Origin of the sequence: uncultured Cyclobacterium sp., assembly GCF_963976465.1 — a bacterium.
In the GTDB taxonomy this organism is placed as follows: Bacteria; Bacteroidota; Bacteroidia; order Cytophagales; family Cyclobacteriaceae; genus Cyclobacterium.
Genome location: NZ_CAXBOC010000044.1, coordinates 1 through 17466, shown reverse-complemented (window position 1 = coordinate 17466; position 17466 = coordinate 1). Strand labels below are relative to the sequence as shown.

Genomic DNA, 17466 nt, shown 5'->3' with positions numbered 1-17466 from the left:
GAAACAAAGACGGCAATAAAATCAATGACAAACAACAACATAGAAGTATAAACAACTGCTGAATTGGAGGCTTCTCCCACACCTACGGTTCCTTTGGAGCAATTGTAACCCTTATAACATCCCACCAGTCCTATGGCAAAACCGAAGAAAATGGATTTTATGGTGGCGGGGATGATGTCACTATATTTGAGCGCATCAAAAACCTGATTAAAATAAAGAACAAAAGAGACATTTCCTTTTAGGTTTTCAATAATGGCAGAGCCCAAAAGTGCAATGACATCTCCTGTTATAATCAATAAAGGCAACATCAAGGTAGTGGCCAGAATACGGGTAACCACCAGGTATTTAAAAGGATTGTTTCCGGAAACCTCCATGGCGTCTATTTGTTCTGTAACGCGCATAGACCCCAGTTCTGCGCCTATACCTGAGCCGACCCTTCCGGCACATATCAGGGCAATGATCACCGGACCTATTTCTCTGACAATAGATATTCCTACCATAGAAGGCATCCAACTTTCTGCACCAAACTCCATTAGTGTAGGGCGGGACTGAAGGGTAAAAACAAGACCTAATATAAATCCGGTTACTCCCACCAAAAGTAAGGAGCGGTTACCTACATTATTGCATTGGCGCACCAACTCCTTAAACTCAAAAGGAAGACTGAATGCTTCTTTGAAAAATCGTCCGGCGAAAAGTGTTAAGTCGCCGATTTCGACAAAAAACGACTGTGAGCGGCTTTTTATGGTGGTTGGTTTTGGCATTTATAGAAATATAGAAAGCGAATTTAGTGATGATTATGAGTGAATTACATGATGTAGGTCATTTTTAAATATGATACAATTACCGGATTTTTCATGAGCCTGTTTAATTTCAGCAATTAAATGAAATGGTGCAACATCTACTCAGGTTATTAAACAAATTAGTGTTTATAGATAACAAATTAACTTGATTGAGCTTGTTTTACAGGGCTGAGCAATTAGCTTTGTTCCTAATATCCGTCAGTTTTCAAACCCTTTGTTTTTGCTGCTTTTTATTGGGCGTTTGAAAGGATTCCTATGGCAAAAATTAATAGTTAATGATGAGAATTTTACTTGGTTTAATCGTTTTTTTCGTACTTGGAAATTGCACCCCCAAAGAAAAACCGATCACCTTCAAAGTGATGGCCTGGAATATTTTGCATGGGGGCAATGACATAGAAAATGGGCCTCAGCAAGTCATTCAAATTATAAAAGAAATTGATCCCGATGTGATCTTGATGGTAGAAACCTATGGTTCAGGCAAAAGAATTGCAGATTCTCTGGGCTATAATTTTCATTTAATTGCTAAGGAAGGGACTGCCTTGGATGACAAAAACGTCAATCTATCCATTTTCTCTAAGTTTCCCTTTGGTGAGCCCCTAGACACAGAATATCCTTTTTACCTAGGAGGAAGAGAAGTTCTAATAAAGGGTCAAAAGATCCGTTTCTTTTCCAATTGGTTTCATTATCTGCCTTGGGAGAATGAACCCGAGAAAATGGGTATGAATACTGCTGAATTGCTTGACTGGGAAAAGACAGAAACCCGGTACAATAGGATTCAAAAGGTACTTCCCTACTTAAAAAGATACAGTGCAGCCACTGATTCCATTCCCATGATTTTTGGCGGAGACATGAACAGCCCTTCACATTTGGATTGGGGAGAAGAGACCAAGGAAATTCACAATGGTTTGCAGGTCCCCTGGTACAGTACCAAGGTTTTAGAAGATATAGGTTTGATTGATACTTACAGAACTTTAAATCCCTATCCCATAACCCATCCTGGTGTTACCTGGGACAGTAAAGGGGTGAAGGATGAACACCGAATAGATTATATTTTTTATAAGCGGGATGCGTTAAAGCCCATTACTTCAGATTCCTACAATGCACACTTGGGTGAACCCTTTTTCATCAATGGCAAAACTTTTCCTTACCCTTCAGACCATGGGTTTGTAGTAACTACTTTCTCATTTTAATTGGGATTAGGTACAGATTGTCTATTGCATAGGTCAGGTTTAATTGCTGAAATCACAGCTAAAGCAAAAATTTCTCTCCGTCAGGTTGAGATATATTTAATCCAGAGTAAGGCCGCTTAATGTTTCCTTTTTGAAGCATAATGGGATTCGAAAATCCGATACTTAAAAAGTGCTACCACAATGGCACCCCCAATTCCATTGCCCAATAAGGTTAGGACAAGGAAGACCAAATAATCCCCAATGGAGATATATTCCGAATATAAATAACCGGCAAAGGCTTCTATATTCCCTACGATGCTATGGTGAAAACCTACAAAACCTATGGTGCCAGTGATTAGAACAATCAATAGTATTCGGGTCAAGGCTTCAGTGGTGCTGTTCAAAAGCCAGGTTAAAAGTCCCATCAGCCAACCTGCAAATATGGAACTCAACAGCAATACCCAATAACTGTGATCCAAGATGTGATCGGCAATTTTAACCATTGTTACTTTATCAAATAGGTTGAGTTGGGAAGCCAAATCTCCTACACAGAATACAAATAAGATTCCCCCCAAGAGATTCCCAATAATGACAATAGACCAGATGGTTAATAGTTCAAGAATTGACCTTTGTCCATTCAACACCGGTAAGGCCAATACAGAGGTTTGTTCGGTATACAATACCGATTTACCTAGAATGACCATGATAAATCCCAAGGGATATACAAGGCCGAATAATTTGAAGGTGGTATTCTCATCCAGCCTCCCTTCAAAGGTGAAATATAAAGTAGCAACCAAAAGGTAACTGAACCCTATTTCTAAGCCGGCGATGCAAGCACTTAAAAATACTGCCCTATTATTTATTTTAAATATTTCCTCCCCCTCGTGTATGACACGGCTGAGGATCTCGGTATAATTCTCTGACCTTTCTACCTCATTGGATTTTTTCTCCAAGTCCTGTTGGTGTTCTTTTTGGTCCTTGTTTTCAGCCTTCATAATTTTAAAGATAGGAGTCTATTAGAAAATTTACATAGGATTAACCAAGTTAAGAAGAATAAGTTTCATATAAACCCTGATCTTATATCAGGCTTAATCAATTAGCTTTTCTACGCTTTCTTTGTAGAATTCCCCCACTGAAAATTCCAATTCTCCCAAAAAGAGACTGCTTTTACGGATGGAAGTAATTTCATCTATAGCCACCATATAAGATTTGTGAATTCTTATAAATTGTTTTGGCGGTAATATGGATACGATTTCCTTGAAACTCATCCGAACCACCAATGGCTGAGAGTTTTTTTTCAAATAAAATTTAAGGTAATCCCCATAACCTTTAAGCCATAGGATGTCAATAAACTTAATTTTTACTTGACTGTAATCTACATTAACAAAAAAATGGTCTGGATCTTTTGTAGCCTGGTCATGATTATGGTTGGTTAATAATTCAAATCGGTCTTTGGCTCGGTTACAGGCTTTCAAAAAACGATCCATAGGAACAGGTTTTAGCAGGTAATCCACCACATCCAAGTCAAAGCTGTCCAAGGCAAATTCTTTGTAGGCGGTGATAACGATGGCCAAAGGTTTTTTTTCAAGACTTGAAATAAACTGTAGGCCTGTTAATTCCGGCATTTGAATATCAACAAAGATAAGATCTATCTGTTGGTGCTGCATTTGCTCCATGGCATCAAAGGCATTGTCGCAGGTAGCTACCAAGTTCAGGAATGCTATTTTGTCGATGTATTTTTTGAGCAATTCCAACGCAAGGGGTTCGTCATCTATGGCAATACAATTTATCATGAATTGTTTTTTTGAAAGGATCTGCCTTCAATATATTTGTTTTTTGTTTTAAAAAGAAGCCCTATCCCGTTGACAATCGATTCTTGGTACTACTGGCCGCTTCAACCATCATAACCAATGCAGCAAAAATCGCTTAGGTTACTATATATAAAAAAAGAAACCCCTGAACAGTACTTGATGTAAAGACAGGGGCATCTCCATTATGAAAGCTTATAACATTTAGTTCTTGATGTGAACCTATTTTTGGCTTAATTCACATTTATTTCTTGGGTATAAACCTCATTACCATCTTTGACGCTGATGGTATATTCACCTTGGACGGCACTTTCAAAATTGAAGGTCATGTCAATGGTTTTTTTGCCGGTAAAGACTTCTTTATAAAGTTTGGCATGGTCTTGATTGGTCACTTCTATGGCCACTTTAGTTCGGTCACTATTGTTAAGGTTGAGGTTTACTTTGTGGCCATATGTATCAAACACAGAAGGCTTTTCTACCATCTCTTTATTGAGGATATTGATGCCATCAGCTTCTAATACAAGGGTGTAAACCACGGACTGCTCTTTGTTATTTACGTTGATGAAATAAGTGCCTTCATCAAGATTCTTTAGGTTGAAGCTTTTAGTATAGCTATGGTCTGTCACATCATCATAAAATAAAGTATTGCCATTGGCATCAATTAAGGACACATCTTGAGCATTGGTGGAAGAAACCATGGCTAACACTAAACTTTTTGAGGTAGATCCATTGATTAGATTAACACTAGGTACATAAGCCATAGAGCTTAAGGAAATAAACATTAATGCGGCTACTGCGAAACTTTTAAGTATGTTTTTCATGATCTTATTGTTTAAATGCGTGTATTTTTTTTGTTTGTTTTTAAATTATGATTCAAACATACGGTGCTTAATCCAGCCTTTTTTTGAACTGCGATGAAACCCAAAAAGACTGCGATGAATAGGGAAAGTGATGCGATGAAGTTATTTGAGGTCTGGGCATAACCTGAGATGGCCCTAGAAAAAACTGTTAACAGCAATACTGGGAAGTCTATTTGAGCAATAGAAAATGAAGGGTTTACAGGAGCGTCTGATGATCCCTTTGAAGCCTAAAAAATTCTCTATACCTATAAAAAAAATAAGGGCAATAAATTAATATTGCCCTTAATCCCTCAATATAAAATTTAACCAAATCCCTAATTAGGAGGTAAAACCAGAGTTTAATGATGAATGATTTCCCTAGTTTGTTTTACTTTTTGAAATTCATAAATCAGAATTTCACCGGGTGCCAATTCAAGTTCCAATTGGGTGCCATTCTCGATATTGGTCTCTTTTTTTGGTGAATTTCCTACGATAGGAATCATTTTGTAGGTTGTATTCTTTTTGTGCTGCGTTAATAGGGAATCCAAAGAAATTTTGTAATTGGCACTTGCAGACTTGTTGGGGTTATGAATGGAGATATAGCCACCTTTTTTATTCCATCCGCTATAACCATAAGCTTCTTGCTGTTTTGGGTCTCCACCATGCATGGTCACGTACTTGAAATAGGGAAAAGCATGGTGTACCCATGTAAGCCCATCGGCTAATACATCCCAATCTTCCTTGGATAATTCCTTGGTTTTTAAATACAATTCTACAAATCCGGTGCCTCTGGAAAGGTTCATCATCAGGTAGTTGAAGAAATCTTCTTTGCTTTCACCGGTTTTGGTCTTCTTAGGTTCATGATTAAACAAGGAATTCATTGGATATTGGGTTTTTTCTTTGATCCAGGTGTCATAATAGACCCCATCCCTATAAACAAGTTCCTCTGTTCTGGTGCTACCCCCTGCGGCATCTCCTGCATTGATCATCCAGACAGCATCTACATGCATGAGCCACCATGGGCTTAGGTAAGCTCCGTTTGAAATGACGATATATACTTCAGGATTGACCTGATGTTGTTTTTCAAAAATTTCTATTAACCTTTCTGTACCTGCTACCAAATAGTAAGTTTTTAAAGCATCGTACTTTGGATCATTGAGCAGGCTGTCTGAAGGGCTTAACCCATCAATGCCCAGCTGTGGCATTTTCGGAAGACCGTAATCGCTTCCGTCTAGCTCAAATTCCCGAATGTTCAAGTGACCAAAAATCCCATCCAGCTTGAAATAGGAGACCCCCTGTCGGGTTAAATCCAACATTCTTTTTTCAAGTAAACCCATATATTTGGGGCCGGCAATACTCATCCAATTGCCCAAAATTTCAAAACCTTGCTTGCCTAGAGGTTTGGCTGCCGGCTGAGCTCCGAAAAGTAATCCCGGACTAAGCCAGAGTCCCAATTTGGAATCAACAGCCCTCATTTTATCGAAACTTCCGGAAAAGTCCATGTCAAACTTTTCATTGATTTTCCATACTTCATCTGACCAGTCTGCATGAACATCCTGCCAACCATCGTCGATTACATAGGCATTTAAAGGAGGAACTCCACGGTTGATCACAAGTTCCTCGTGTACTTTATTCACACTGGAGATAAATTTTTCTTTGCTGACACCTTGTCCATAATCAAACCAGCTGTTGTACTGAACTTGTAATCGGAGAGGCCTAATTCTGATATTATCGATATAGGCTTGAAAAGTTTTTTCCAGACCATCATTGTCTTTTCCAACCCCTGTTACCGATGAATAGGTCAAATAAGTTTCACCTTCCTTAAGTGATTTTCCCCATAAATAGCCACAGTATGCAGTTTGATCTGCTCCTACAAAATTGTCACTGGCAGGGAACTCAATGCCCATAAAAATGGGGGCATTTTGCCCAAAGAGCGGTTGTCCCAGCCCCGGTTTCCATTGTGCAGGTCCTTGAGCAGTAATCTGTTTTTGCTGATAAGGCTGTACCAAACCTCCATCAATAACTTCTAAATCTATGCGTTCCAATACCAGGTTAATTCCAGCTTTTATCTTTAGTGATTTTCTGGTATAAAATTCATTTTCATCCAGACTATAGGTCAATTCAACGGACATTTTCCCCTGTTTCTCTTTCAAAAGGAAAGACATGAGATTTGGTGAATTTTCCAATACTTTCTCCAACACAAAGTCCGCCGAAACCAGGTTTTCGGCGGTTTTGGGTTGATCAGTTCCTTCTGAAATTCTCAGTTTAAATTCGGTTTTGGTATGGATAGGAATCTTTTCGCCTGTAGCTTTATTTTCAATTTGGGTGGTTTTCAAATGACCATCGCGAACCTCAATGGTTTTGCTTATTAGGCTGTTGGAAAGGGTATAATATTTTACAGACTGCTCTTGTCCAAAGCTGACAAAAGCAAGTAGGCAATATAGCCCTGTAAGACCAATTATCTTTATCATTTTATAGGTGTCGTTTAAGAAGAAATTGTTTTAATTGATTACAAACCACTGCTGGCTTTTTGCCGGAATATGGATGGGAAGGTTAATGCTATAATCCCTATTTAGGCTCATATGCAGTTTATCCCCATCCTGATTGGTCAATACGGCTTTTTCGGACAGGCCTGTATAATACAGGTTGACCTTTATGGTCTTGGCCACCGGCACTTCTAGGGGATTGTAAAGCATGATCAGCCCTTTTTCTTTTCCTTCAGGATTGACATGTAGCAATCCGTCATAATCCCTTCCGTCAGGCCGTCTAATATGGACAATATCACTGTCTAGTACTCCTCTGTGTGCCTTATAAAAATCCACCCACTTTTTAACAATTTCTTTGGTCTGGGGACTGTCGTACAATTGTGGACCCCGGTAGCAGGCCTGTACCCCTGCACCAAAAAGGTTGGCCAACCTTTGTTCGTAATGAGGCAAATGGTCTTTCAATGGCTCAATTGTGGCTTCTTTGCCTCCGCCATGGTATTCCACCAAAGGCACAAACATCCAACCCATAGAAGGGGTTTTTTGCCAGGTACCATCATAGATGTTTTGCCTTTCTATGATTTCCTGTTGTGCCCGAGGAAGAGACCAGTTGGTCTCGCGGTAACCCATTCCGGTTTTATTGCTTCCTGCCATAAAGTAATGATCCGGCACATTGAGGAAAATTCCTTTGCTTCGGCACCATTCATAAAATTCCCTGATGGTTTCGTATTGGTTCCATTGGGAGTCTTCTAAACCGGAATGTCCGGGATGATTATGGCTGGCGCATACATCTCCGGGGTAGCTTCCATCGTGCTCTAAAATATCTTGCCCGTTATTTTCGTAAAAAGCATAAAGCTTTTTGAAATATTCTTGTCCCCACTCACTTTCCAAGCAAGGAGAATTGCCAAACCTCGGTTTTTTTCCTTCAGGCATGATCACATCATTTTCTTTGTCGATGCTCCTGCTGGCTAATAGGGAATAACCACCCAGCGCTATACCTTTCTCATGAGCATAATCAGCAAGGGCTTTCATTCGGTTCAGGTTTTCCGGGCTGTCATTTTCAATCTGAAATCCACTACCAAATGTCATGATTACCATTTCAAAGCCTACCTCAGCACACTGATCTATGGCTTTTTTCACAGAGGCATTGTCAGCATTCCGAACATGCATCATGATAGGGTTTTCGGTAGCCCAAGGTGCTTGTGAACGGTACATTCTCTTTTCGGCAAGACCGATTCGCTCTCGGTCCCAGCTGTCATGGAATAGCTCCCAAGTTCTAAAGCTTTTCATGCTTTCACCCGGGGCCAAAGTTTTCATCGGGCCTAATTTAGGGTATGCTTCCAGCAAAGCAGGTGTCTTCATATTGTAATTCACCTGTGTTTTATATGCAGGGTCTGCATTCCAGGCAATGCTACTCGAGTAAAGGTTATCCGGAGACATACCTCCGAAGCGGAAATCTGTCTCTACAGAAAGGTTGGGTTTTCTCCAAATATCCTTATCATCCACTGCGCTTTCTGCTTCCACCAAAGCCAAAATCTCACTTTTAAAACGGTCAACAACTATTTTTTGCCCGGAATTATTGACGACCTCAATCCATTTGGAAAGAAGAGGGATGCCATCATACATTTCGTAGAAAACCTTCACTTGGAGGTCTTTCAAGTATTTTAACCGATCCAATTTTTCTTGTTTGGCATTTTCTTGAAGTTCTCCTAAAATCTGCACCTGATTAATATGACTACGGCCTCTTTCTCCTGAAGTAATGAAATCCCCGGCTCCGGCTTTTTGATCCATTTTCCCCACTTGAAGTGAGGCGATAGGACTGTTGTCTGTAGGAATCTTTGCCAATTGCTCGAAATCCTCCCCCGTGTAAGAAAAGGAGAAGGTTAGGCCATCCGGTAGCTGTTCTGCCCTGAGGTATACTTTCTTTCCGGCTAGTAATTTCCCAATCCTTCTTTCATTCTTCCCATCATATATACCAAAGCTAAGATCGCCCGTTCTCAGGTTAAACTTGTACAAGGCCCCATTTTTTGATTGCAAGGCCATGCCCGGGCCCCAGCTGCCGGACTTATCAGTACCGGGATCGATTTCAACAATCCAGACCTTACTCTTAGCAGGTACCGGAGTGCTTGCGTACACATATTGATTGGCCAAGGCCATGATTTCCCCGGCCTTGCCTTCATTGATAAAAGAATTTCTCTCATCTCCTTTAGATGCAAAGACCTCCCAATTTTGCTTTAAATCCATGAAATCATCCATAAATAATACTTCTCTGCCTTGGTCGGTATTGCTTTGGTTGACAAGGTGTGTGATCAGTTTTTGGCTAAACCCATAGGTAAATACCAATTGTTTACCGGGAGCCGGCCAATCCAGGTCTTTGGGCATCCATTCCGGCCTTTTTTTCCAATCAAATCTGGGTGTTGTGTTGCCAAAATTCTGGTCCAGCAAGGTTAAGGCCGAGGGGTCTGCTTCCATTTGTTGTACCCATTTGTCCAGCAGGTAGTTTTGTACCGGCTGCCCAACCAAACCTCCCACAGGAAACTTTAAGCCATCAATGCTTACTTCTGCTTCAGGTCTTATTGCCCGAAGCATGTTTTCACCCGTCATTAAGTTTTCCAGTCCCACAGTAGCGCCGCCCTTGTTGATTTCGAATACCCTGCTGATCAGACCATTGCTTAATACAAGTTGACCATTGGAATTGGAGAAAATACCGGTTTTTTCTGGTATAGAATTAACGAGCCAATCTTGGCTGACTTTTATTTTCCCCTTATCGTAGGGAGCGTGTTTTGCTTTTTGCTGCGCAGTAAGATTTAAAGAGACTGTACTAACAAGGATTGTAAAAAGCAGCTTAAATATATTTTTCATTTTGTAGGTTGAATTATAGGGCATTAATGTTTTATTTCGAGTAGAGTGAAGCTTTATTTACCTAAGTTTTACATAGTTTTCAGATACATTCCTCTCAGTGTTTTAATTTTTGTACGGCAAATTTTGATTGGGGAAAGTTAAGGATAAAAAAGATTATAAATTTATCGAAACAAAAGTTCACAATTATATATTGCAATTGCTCTTATAAGTTGATCGTAATCGTTTGAATTTTTCATTAATACCTGCAAGAAAAATATTTCCGATACAATTTATACACAAACTTAAAATTTCAAAAATACAATGATAATATCCTGCTAAAGCGCATACAAATAAAAATTTGGTAAATCGAAGTAATTGCTGCGTTTATTAGGATAAGCTTGGGATAAACCTCAGGGTGAAGGAGAAAAAATAAAAGCATCATTTCAGCATCTCTTAAATCCTCGAAAAAGATAAATAATTAGCAAAACCCTTACCCAAAGAATTCATGAAATTTATAAGATTACCTTTTTTACTATTTGTATGCCTTTCCTTTTATGCTTGCAATGACAAAGTGCAGCAATCTAATTTCACTACTGATGTTTGTATTTTAGGAGGCAGTGAGGCGGGCTTTACTGCTGCTATCCAAGCTGCCAGACTGGGGAAAAAAGTGGTACTTATTGAACCTACAGGTCATCCGGGGGGGATGGTAGTGGAGGGATTGGGGAAGGACATGCGGTTTGGAAATGCACGAGTGATTGGGGGGATAGCTCGGGAATTTTATGAAAAAGTGGAAGCGCATTACGGACTGAAAGCACAATTTGAAAACCCAAAATGGTATTCAAAATATGAACCTTCAGTAGCTGAAGCAGTAATTGAGCTGATGTTGGAGGAAGAAAAAAACATTACCATTATAAGAAATACCAGGATAAAGGAACAAAACGGTGTAGGAAAAAAGGGAAACAGAATAGAAAAGGTAATGCTTGAAAATGGTACCGAAATTAAAGCCAAAGTATTTGTAGATGCATCGATTGAAGGACACTTGCTGCACTTTGCCGGAATTACTACTGAAACAATTCGTGAAGGGAATGAAAAATACGGGGAGAATCTAAATGGAATTCAGGAAGTAAATACTTTCAAGCAATTTCAAGTGGGGGTTGACCCTTATGTAATCGAAGGAAATCCCACAAGCGGACTTATTCCTACCATTCAATCCGGGGAATTGGGAAATCATGGAGATCCCAGTCCTTATATACAGGGCTTTTGTTTCAGGATGTGCCTTACAAAGGAAGAAGATAACAGTATTCCAATTGATAAACCTGAGGATTACGATCCGGGACGGTATGAGATTTACCGGAGATACTTAAAAGAAGGAGGTAGGCTGTTCAAGCCTGTTGCCAATAGGCACAATGGAAAAACAGACATCGGTAGTTGGCATGATCTCTCTGCCAATCTTTATGGAGAAAATTGGGAATACCCTGCGGGGAATTATGAGAAGCAAGATAGTATAATCAATTATCACCGTTCTTTTACACTGGGTTTGCTTTGGTTTTTGCAGCATGACGAAAGTGTAGATAGCTTAACGAGAGCAGATTGGGAAGGCTGGGGCTTGCCAAAAGATGAATTTACAGACAATGGGAATTGGCCTCGGCGCCTATATATTCGCAGTGGAAGGAGGATGGTCTCAGACTATGTCATCACCGAATACAATACTGATATCAATAAAGAAGACACCATTTCAGATCCTGTTGCCCTTGCTTGGTGGCCTCCTGATATGCACCATGCCAGGAGAATAGTAAAAGATGGCAAAGCTTATAATGAAGGATTCACCCATGTAGAAAACGATAGGACCTGGAAGCCATTTAAAATTTCATTTCAAGCTTCAGTTCCTAAAAAAGCAGAGGCCATAAACCTATTGACACCTACCTGTCTTTCCTCAAGTTATGTAGGCTATGGTAGCATCCGGATTGTTCCTACCTTTATGGTGTTGGGCCAAAGTATTGGGGCAGCAGCAGCCATTGCTGCTAGTGAAAGGGTAGATGTACAGGATATACCTTATTCGGAATTGGAAAAGATTCTTCTAAATCAAGACCAAATACTTGCCTTACCGGATAATTGGCTGCAAATAATTACTACAAATAATTAATAGGGAAAAGTATGCAAAACAGCCGGTGGTCTATATACCTCAGGTTGATTGACATCGGTAAAAAGCCATCTATTGAGGTAACTAAAGATTTTGTCAACATTGCTGCAGAACCACAATAAATGGAATTTGAAAAACATAAAAAGGCCTCTGCAATTATTGCAGAGGCTTTTTTAACTATTTTGATTGATTACCTGGGGAAGTAGTAGAAATGTCCATCTTCGGCACCGGCCAAAACATCCCAAGTCCCATTTCTATTCCAGTCTACGAATGTAGGACTTGTGGTGTGTCCGGCTAGGATTTTCTCAGAAATTGGGCCTTTATGATTGAATACGACTTTATCCGGGCTTTCGCTTACATTCTCAAATAATGAAATGTTTACACTGTTGATCAATAAGTCCAGGTCTCCATCATTGTCCCAATCCATAAAGCTGATTTTCCTTCGGCCACTGCTTCCTGCATCCGATGTATTCAGCCTTAAGACGCCCGGATTTGTATCTTCCACTTTGTCTTTATTGCTAAAGGCAGAACCCTTTTCCCCATAAAAAATTCGTTTTCCGGGCTGCAGAGTCGGTTCTCCATCCCCTTTTTTGCCTTTAAATAGAGCAAGATAACCTTCATGATCTAGCATTACCAAATCCATCACCCCATCTTTGTTCCAATCGATGGCATAAGGGGTGGTTCTCCATTGGGTGACCAATTCATCGGCTTTAGGTTTCCACCAATTCCAGGCAGGATAGGGAGGAGATTGACCTTTCCAGTCTACTTTGACCGGCTGAGGTGCCAATAATCCGTTCCCTGTGTTTTTGATCCATTCTACTTTTCCCCAGATGGAGTTAAAGATGATGTCTTGATGATCGTCGCCATCCCAATCCGCTACGGATAAGGTGGTATAGCCCCACTTGGCTTCTGCAGGCCCTTGGATGGATCCATTGTTTCCTGCCTGAATTCTTATTGGCTCACCATCGATTTCGAGCAATTTAGGTTCAGCCCATTTGGGTGTAGGGGCACCATCCAAATTTTCAATAAAGGCAAAATGACCTGCAGAGTTTCCTGCAATGATATCTTCATCTCCGTCATTGTCCCAATCCACACTTACAGGGGTTACCAAGGCACCAAATTTAAGATTGTCGGCTTGTTGTCTGAAATACTTTGGGGAGGTAAAAATAGGAAGTCCATTTTTTATTTCTCCAGTATTTTTCACCAAAGCAACACGTCCATCTTCATCACCTACGACCAAATCAACATGACCATCTTTGTCCCAATCAAGGGCTACGGGAATAATCATTTCCAAATTCATGGCAATGATTCCCTCTTCATTTTCTAAATACCGTCCTTCTTTATAAACAGGATTTTCTCTGGTACCTGTATTTTCAAAATAGGTTAATTTATCCAAGAATTCCCCACAGATAAGGTCAAGGTCACCATCTCCATCAAAATCAGCAAAATTAGGTGAAGGAGCACCATATACATTTATTTCTTTCCCTCCGGCCTGGATTCTGCCGCGGTTTTCATACTTGCCATCTTTGTTTTCCAACAGGTACACAAAGCCATAAAGTGGGCCATTGGTCCAAACGCCTTCCTCATTGTAGGCATCATCCCAGCCGTAGGCCGACCAATCGTCCATCCCTACAATAATGTCCAGGTCACCATCTCCTTCATAGTCTATCATTTTCCACTGGTTAAACCTTGGCTTTTTACCCAAGTCTTTGGTCAATTCTTCTATAGGGAATAGGTCATTAGAAGTGGAGGCCAAGTCCGTTTTAAAGTTCAATAACTCAGCACCGGGTGTCAAAACCTTTACCCCTTGGGAAGTATGTGATACCTGAACTTTAGAAATGGCATCACCTATTCTCACCGGAGGAGCGAAGTCGGGAAAATCTTCACCGCTGGTGTTTTCAAAAAAGTATAGTCCATTAAAAGGTTTGTCAGGACAGGATACAAGCATGTCCATGTCTCCGTCACCATCATAATCCATTGGTAATGGCCAGGCCCATAGGCCTACACCCAAAAATGAACTTGCTCCTGGATTATTGTATTTTACAATCTCGAAGTCAGCTGCTTCTTTTACTTCGTTTTCGACGGTTTTGGGACCTGCACATGCCAGAACTAATGCAAACATGGCCAAAAGCAAAGGGCTTTTTTTAAGGAAATGCTTTAATTTCTTCATTTGAATAAGTTGGGGTTTATGTTTCATGCTTTTTATTATTGATTTCACTTTCACGATATCGAGCCATAGATTGATTAAAAAATACCAATGGCAGGAATAGCTTTCTCCATTGAGTAAAATCCAATCTGTATAAGACTTCAGGGAAGGGCTGAACAGTTTTATACTGTTTTACCCAATTATTGGGAAAGTGGCCATTCGGTATTATTGTCTTTCGTAAATCCCTTAAACTATCTCTCATTAAATATCTTAAATTATATTGAATTCCCACAATGCTATTATAGGACCGGTTAAGAATTTCAATAGGCAGTAGACTTAATTTATCACCCTGTCCATTCCAGTAAATTAGCTGTAGTTATGATCTGTGAGATCCATTAAGGAGTCAAATTTTGAATAAAAATTCCTGTTATTTTTATTTGGAATTAATCCAAATAGATGTACATTCGCATTATTGATTTTATTAATAATTAATCTAAATAAATGCAAAAGATCCTGCTTTCGGCTTTTTTATTGTTCAGTTTATTGTCCTGCGCTTCGGGTGAAAAGAAATCTATTGAGCTTACCGAAGAAAATATCCCTCAAAGGATTATTACTGCGGGAGGGACCATTACTGAAATAGTATACACACTTGGATTTGGTGATAAAATTATCGCCACCGACCGAACCTCTACCTATCCCAAGAAAATGCAGGCACTCCCAAGCATTGGTTATAGAAATCAAATCAAGTCGGAAGGGATATTGTCACTTTCTCCGAATATGCTTTTGGTTGAGGAAGAATACCTCTCGGAGGATGTAGTCAGCCAACTGAAGTTGATGGACTTAAAGGTTCATTTTTTCAATAAGCCGACCAACCCTGAAGAAACCAAAGTATTGGTGATGAAATTGGCCAGGCTTTTTGAGGTGCCGGATAAGGGAGAACAGATAAATGAAGACATAAGGAAAGATTTAAATTCATTAAAGGATTACTTGCTGGAAGAGGATAAGGAGGATAGCCTTACTGCAGCTTTTGTTATGGCGAGGGGGCCTGAGACCTTATTTGTGGCAGGAGAAAACACCTTTGCCGAAGAAATATTCAATTTGGCCGGAATAAAGATGGCAGCTCGGGGCTTTGAAGAGTTTATTCCTTTGACACCTGAGTCACTGGTAAGCATGTCTCCCGATTATCTTGTCTTATTTGATTCAGGGCTAGAAAGTCTGGGAGGCTTGGATGGACTTGCCGCTGTGAATGGAGTAAAGGAAACGAAAGCTTATAAAGAAAAGCAGGTGTTGAGCTTTGATGGCCATTATTTGTCAGGTATGGGGCCTAGAGTAGGACAGGTGGCACTTGAACTGGCTAAAGAAGTAAGGAAAAAATGATGGCTTCTGGGATAGTGAATAGCAAAAAGCGCTTGAATTACTGGGTGCTACTGTCCTTAACCGGTATCCTTTGCCTGGTATTGCTTATTTCCCTAACCAAAGGAGCCTATTCGCTTGAATTAATGGAAGTCCTTGCCATTTTAACAAGGTCTTTGGGCTTGGATTTAGCCGGCTTTGAAAGTAGGTCTGCCGGAGTATTGTTGCAGATCAGGTTGCCGCGAATATTACTGGCTGTGCTGGTTGGAGGTGGGTTAGGAATCGCCGGAGCGGCTTTGCAGGGCTTGTTTAGGAATCCACTTGTAGAACCCGGGTTAATTGGAGTGAGTAGTGGTAGTGCTTTGTTTGCGGTTATATTTCTTGTTCTGCTACCCAGCATTGTCGATAACTTTCCTCTACTAGCTGATTTTGGGTTGCCCATGTTTGCTTTCCTAGGTGGATTATTTCATGTTTTGGCGGTTTATTACTTGGGAACCGGGAATGGTGGTGGAAATACAGCCACCATAATTTTGGCAGGTGTGGCGATCAACGCCATGGCGGGAGCTTTGATTGGTCTTACCTTATTCTATGCAGATGATGCTGCTTTGAGGAGTTTCACTTTTTGGAGTTTGGGCGATTTAAGTGGAGCATCATGGGGCAAGCTTCCCATAGCGGCTATTTTCATTTGTATCCCCTCCCTTTTATTAATGCGTGGGGCTAAAAATTTGAATGCCATGGCTTTGGGTGAGAAAGAGGCCTTTTATATGGGGGTAAATGTAAAACGAACAAAAGTGATATTGCTTGTGGCCACGGCTTTGATTGTTGGTGTTGCGGTATCCTTGTCCGGAATGATAGGGTTTGTAGGATTGATTGTACCCCATCTTATGCGGATAAGTTTCGGTGCGGATCATAAATTGGTTTTGCCGGGATCCTTTTTATTGGGAGCAATTTTATTGAATTTCTCCGATCTATTGGCCAGAACCATTGCCATTCCTGCCGAAATGCCGATTGGTGTGATTACCTCTTTATTGGGAGCACCTTTCTTTATGGGTTTGATTTATAATTTAAAAAAATAACTTCAGTATGCTATCTGCTTCAAACATTCAATTTCGGACCAAAAAGCGGACAATTCTTGATGCGACCGATCTAGCGGTTCATCCGGGTGAAATCATGGCTATATTAGGACCGAATGGCGCAGGTAAAACAACGCTCTTTAAACTCCTTTCAGGAGATTCTTACGCTTCTTTGGGGGTAGTAAAATACAATGGTAGAAATATTGCCGGGTTAAAGGCCAGTCAATTAGCAGCGGTTCGGGCCGTAATGCCACAACATTCTACAGTGAATTTTCCCTTTACCGTTCGGGAAGTAGTGGAGTTGGGGCTTATCTCCAACAAAGTTAAAGATCCCGAAAAAGTATTGGATGAAGTCATGGCCTTGGCACAGATCGATCATTTGCAGGGGCAGCAATATGAACAGCTGTCGGGTGGTGAAAAACAAAGGGTTCAACTCTCAAGAGTATTGGTGCAGATATGGGAAAAGAAGCCTTTCCCAAGGTATGCATTGCTAGATGAGCCTACCTCTAGCTTAGACATTGCACAGCAACATGCCATGCTTGAGGTATTGGCCCAATTAAAAAGAAGGAATATTGGTGTGCTTGTCATTTTGCATGACCTAAATCTGGCCGCACAGTATGCAGACAAAATCCTACTATTGAAAGCCGGGAAAATGTGTTACTGTGGACCAATAAAGGCTGGTTTGAATGAATGTTTGCTTGAAACGGTATTCGATCATCCCATTCAGCTAATGCATTGCCTTGGTACTGATCAATTGATTGTACACTGTTCCAATAAATCTAAAATGTATCCATCAACCCGACTGGTTCAATAA

At 40.4% G+C, this 17466-nt stretch carries 12 protein-coding genes; 5 read left to right on the top strand and 7 right to left on the bottom strand.

The window, feature by feature from the left end:
* Positions 1 to 761: ABC transporter permease (locus tag AAC037_RS04260; protein ID WP_339901814.1), on the bottom strand; the 761-nt coding region annotated here is incomplete at its 3' end.
* A gap of 314 nt (positions 762 to 1075) precedes the next feature.
* Between AAC037_RS04260 and AAC037_RS04255 the strand changes: the two genes are divergently transcribed.
* The gene (locus AAC037_RS04255) at positions 1076 to 1990 is read left to right on the top strand and encodes an endonuclease/exonuclease/phosphatase family protein (protein ID WP_339901813.1); all 915 of its coding nucleotides are present in this window, start codon (positions 1076 to 1078) and stop codon (positions 1988 to 1990) included.
* A gap of 116 nt (positions 1991 to 2106) precedes the next feature.
* Here the strand turns inward: AAC037_RS04255 and AAC037_RS04250 are convergent, their stop codons facing one another.
* The 5 genes from AAC037_RS04250 to AAC037_RS04230 all read right to left on the bottom strand — a co-directional run bounded on the left by AAC037_RS04250 (position 2107) and on the right by AAC037_RS04230 (position 9961).
* Positions 2107 to 2964 carry a formate/nitrite transporter family protein gene (locus AAC037_RS04250; RefSeq protein ID WP_339901812.1) on the bottom strand — a complete coding sequence of 286 codons (858 nt, stop codon included), beginning with the start codon at positions 2962 to 2964 and terminating at the stop codon, positions 2107 to 2109.
* 93 nt (positions 2965 to 3057) lie between these two features.
* Positions 3058 to 3762 (bottom strand): LytTR family DNA-binding domain-containing protein, encoded by a 705-nt coding sequence (locus tag AAC037_RS04245; protein WP_339901811.1) that lies wholly within the window; start codon positions 3760 to 3762, stop codon positions 3058 to 3060.
* A gap of 248 nt (positions 3763 to 4010) precedes the next feature.
* Entirely contained in the window at positions 4011 to 4598 is a 588-nt protein-coding gene (locus AAC037_RS04240; RefSeq protein WP_339901810.1) for a T9SS type A sorting domain-containing protein, read from the bottom strand.
* Positions 4599 to 4975: 377 nt separating this feature from the next.
* On the bottom strand, positions 4976 to 7087 hold the full coding sequence (locus AAC037_RS04235) for a hypothetical protein (protein WP_339901809.1): 2112 nt from the start codon (positions 7085 to 7087) through the stop codon (positions 4976 to 4978).
* Positions 7088 to 7117: 30 nt separating this feature from the next.
* Positions 7118 to 9961, bottom strand: a complete 2844-nt coding sequence (locus tag AAC037_RS04230) for a hypothetical protein (RefSeq protein WP_339901808.1) — start codon at positions 9959 to 9961, stop codon at positions 7118 to 7120.
* Between the two features lie 484 nt (positions 9962 to 10445).
* On the opposite strand from AAC037_RS04230, the gene AAC037_RS04225 reads away from it, so the two are divergent.
* Positions 10446 to 12083, top strand: coding sequence for an FAD-dependent oxidoreductase (locus tag AAC037_RS04225; protein WP_339901807.1), 1638 nt, complete (start codon positions 10446 to 10448; stop codon positions 12081 to 12083).
* A gap of 187 nt (positions 12084 to 12270) precedes the next feature.
* Here the strand turns inward: AAC037_RS04225 and AAC037_RS04220 are convergent, their stop codons facing one another.
* Positions 12271 to 14277 (bottom strand): FG-GAP-like repeat-containing protein, encoded by a 2007-nt coding sequence (locus AAC037_RS04220; RefSeq protein WP_339901806.1) that lies wholly within the window; start codon positions 14275 to 14277, stop codon positions 12271 to 12273.
* Between the two features lie 450 nt (positions 14278 to 14727).
* On the opposite strand from AAC037_RS04220, the gene AAC037_RS04215 reads away from it, so the two are divergent.
* The 3 genes from AAC037_RS04215 to AAC037_RS04205 are packed head-to-tail and all read left to right on the top strand — an operon-like array spanning position 14728 to position 17466.
* A complete protein-coding gene (locus tag AAC037_RS04215) occupies positions 14728 to 15603 on the top strand; it encodes an ABC transporter substrate-binding protein (protein WP_339901805.1) in 876 nt (291 codons plus the stop codon).
* Complete coding sequence (locus AAC037_RS04210; RefSeq protein WP_339901804.1) at positions 15600 to 16655, top strand: iron chelate uptake ABC transporter family permease subunit; 1056 nt, start codon at positions 15600 to 15602, stop codon at positions 16653 to 16655. The genes AAC037_RS04215 and AAC037_RS04210 overlap by 4 nt, the downstream gene beginning before the upstream one ends.
* A 7-nt stretch (positions 16656 to 16662) precedes the next feature.
* The gene (locus tag AAC037_RS04205) at positions 16663 to 17466 is read left to right on the top strand and encodes a heme ABC transporter ATP-binding protein (RefSeq protein ID WP_339901803.1); all 804 of its coding nucleotides are present in this window, start codon (positions 16663 to 16665) and stop codon (positions 17464 to 17466) included.

Coding starts and splice junctions, on each gene's coding strand:
- AAC037_RS04220 (WP_339901806.1), bottom strand. CDS start 14,277: ATGAAACATAAACCCCAACTTATTCAAATGAAGAAATTAAAGCATTTC.
- AAC037_RS04250 (WP_339901812.1), bottom strand. CDS start 2,964: ATGAAGGCTGAAAACAAGGACCAAAAAGAACACCAACAGGACTTGGAG.
- AAC037_RS04215 (WP_339901805.1), top strand. CDS start 14,728: ATGCAAAAGATCCTGCTTTCGGCTTTTTTATTGTTCAGTTTATTGTCC.
- AAC037_RS04245 (WP_339901811.1), bottom strand. CDS start 3,762: ATGATAAATTGTATTGCCATAGATGACGAACCCCTTGCGTTGGAATTG.
- AAC037_RS04205 (WP_339901803.1), top strand. CDS start 16,663: ATGCTATCTGCTTCAAACATTCAATTTCGGACCAAAAAGCGGACAATT.
- AAC037_RS04235 (WP_339901809.1), bottom strand. CDS start 7,087: ATGATAAAGATAATTGGTCTTACAGGGCTATATTGCCTACTTGCTTTT.
- AAC037_RS04210 (WP_339901804.1), top strand. CDS start 15,600: ATGATGGCTTCTGGGATAGTGAATAGCAAAAAGCGCTTGAATTACTGG.
- AAC037_RS04240 (WP_339901810.1), bottom strand. CDS start 4,598: ATGAAAAACATACTTAAAAGTTTCGCAGTAGCCGCATTAATGTTTATT.
- AAC037_RS04230 (WP_339901808.1), bottom strand. CDS start 9,961: ATGAAAAATATATTTAAGCTGCTTTTTACAATCCTTGTTAGTACAGTC.
- AAC037_RS04255 (WP_339901813.1), top strand. CDS start 1,076: ATGATGAGAATTTTACTTGGTTTAATCGTTTTTTTCGTACTTGGAAAT.
- AAC037_RS04225 (WP_339901807.1), top strand. CDS start 10,446: ATGAAATTTATAAGATTACCTTTTTTACTATTTGTATGCCTTTCCTTT.